Source organism: Domibacillus sp. 8LH, assembly GCF_038806185.1.
Taxonomy (GTDB): domain Bacteria; phylum Bacillota; class Bacilli; order Bacillales; family Domibacillaceae; genus Domibacillus; species Domibacillus indicus_A.
This window is the reverse complement of the sequence record NZ_JAVJNG010000118.1, coordinates 1-276: the sequence shown is the minus strand read 5'-3', so window position 1 is coordinate 276 and position 276 is coordinate 1. Positions and strand designations below refer to the sequence as shown.

General features: G+C 37.7%; 1 pseudogene. It reads right to left on the bottom strand.

The features are described 5' to 3' along the window. Nucleotides 1-206: pseudogene (locus RG959_RS24060) on the bottom strand (glycosyl hydrolase); the annotation flags it as partial. Nucleotides 207-276: the final 70 nt, after the last annotated feature.

The following is a 276-nucleotide window of genomic DNA, read 5'->3' as shown; positions in this document are numbered from 1 at the left end:
GCTTCTCTACCTGAAACAAGGTCTTCATCCAACTGTTTGTCAGGCTTGATGTACGTTGCCAATGTGCCATTATCATTCTTTAGCCACTTAACAATAAACTGTTCTGTAATAACGCTGTCCTCGGTATGTTTTTCGCCTTTTAGATTAATCAACACATTTATGACTATAAGAACTAGTATGATGGCAATAAATACTTGAATTGGCATTGTCCGCACCTCTTATCTTCTCCTAGTTTGAATGATTTCCTACTATGCAGAACGGTCCTTTCTAACTAGA